Raw genomic sequence first — 1,399 nt, 5'->3', positions numbered from 1 at the left:
TAGTGCTTCGTTACGTCGGGTGATCTTGCCTGCTCGTGGGCAGCTTCTGCGCATGAGGCTGGGGGAGGTGGAACGGCTCCGTGATGAGTTGGCGGAGTTCGTTGCCGATGTGTTCGGGTCGTTGCCGCGGCGGGATCAGCGCCGGTGGGGCGAGTGCTACTTGCGGGGTCTGATGCTGGACGGCCGGCGCAAGTCGATCCAGCCGATGGCCGATCGTCTGCCGGACGGCAACATGCAGGCTCTGCAGCAGTTCGTGAACCAGTCGCCGTGGGATCCGCTGCCGGTTCGGCAGCGGATCGCCGAGCGTTTGTGCAAGGTAATCCAGCCCGAGGTATGGGTCGTCGACGACGTGTCGTTCCCCAAGTGCGGCACCGCGTCGGCGGGCGTGGCCTGGCAGTACTGCGGAGCGTTGGGCAAACGGGCGAACTGCCAGGTCGCGGTCAGCGTGCACGCGGCCACCGACACCGCGTCGTGCCCGTTGGAATGGGAGTTGTTCCTGCCCGAGGAGTGGGCGGGCGATCACCGGCGACGCCGGAGGGCCGGGGTCCCCGATGATGTCGGGCACGTGTCCAAGACCTGGCTTGCGCTGGGGCTGCTGGAGCGACTGGCCTCGCAGGGACTGGAAGTACCCGTGATCGTGGCGGATGCCGGCTACGGCCGCAGCGTCTCCTTCCGGCTCGCCCTGGAGGAACGCGGCTGGTCCTATGTCGTGGCCGTCGACCCCAAGGAGATCGCCCGGCCTGCGGCGGCCGTGCCTCATCAGCCCGTCTATGGCGGGCTGGGACCGCCCACGCTGCCCCGATACCGCGAGGCGGCCCGGCCCCTGCCCGGCCTCGTCGAGACCGGCACCCGGTTCGAGGAGGTCACCTGGCGGCAGGGCAGCAAAGGCGCGATGACCTCGCACTTCGCCGTGATCGAAGTGCGGCCCTCGGGCAAGGAAGCCACCCGCACAGCGCAGGAGCAGGCCGGCGGACGCAGCCGCTGGGACGGGGTACTGCCGCTGCGGACCATGCTCGTCGAGCAGCCCGCAGAAGCAGCCGAACCGACCGGCTACTGGATGACCAACCTGCCCGCCACCACTCCGATCGCCGACCTCGTGCGGTGGGCGAAGATGCGCTGGCGGATCGAGCACGACTACCGCGAGCTCAAGCACGGCCTGGGCCTGGACCACTTCGAAGGCCGCACCTGGCGCGGCTGGCACCACCACGTCACCCTCGTCACCGCCGCACAGGCCTTCCTCACCCTCAGGCGGCTCGACCCAAAAGCCCAGATGCCGGCCTGAGCCTCTACCAGGTCCTCGATGCTCTGCAGGACCTGTTGCGCTGCTGGACCGGCACCTGCACCACCTGCGGTCGACCCCTACCGACCAACAGAACCAGAACCTAACGAAGCACTACTA

The 1,399-nt window shown here is 68.6% G+C and carries 1 protein-coding gene; it reads left to right on the top strand.

All coding sequences use genetic code 11. The features are described 5' to 3' along the window. The first annotated feature begins 52 nt into the window (after positions 1–52). Positions 53–1,282 carry an IS701 family transposase gene (locus ACIQUR_RS35175; RefSeq protein WP_403673432.1) on the top strand — a complete coding sequence of 410 codons (1,230 nt, stop codon included), beginning with the start codon at positions 53–55 and terminating at the stop codon, positions 1,280–1,282. Positions 1,283–1,399: the final 117 nt, after the last annotated feature.

The organism is Streptomyces sp. NPDC101132 (assembly GCF_044759225.1).
Lineage (GTDB): Bacteria > Actinomycetota > Actinomycetes > Streptomycetales > Streptomycetaceae > Streptomyces.
The sequence above is the reverse complement of the archived record's forward strand: the minus strand, read 5'-3'. Positions and strand labels throughout refer to the sequence as shown.

Coding starts and splice junctions, on each gene's coding strand:
- ACIQUR_RS35175 (WP_403673432.1), top strand. CDS start 53: ATGAGGCTGGGGGAGGTGGAACGGCTCCGTGATGAGTTGGCGGAGTTC.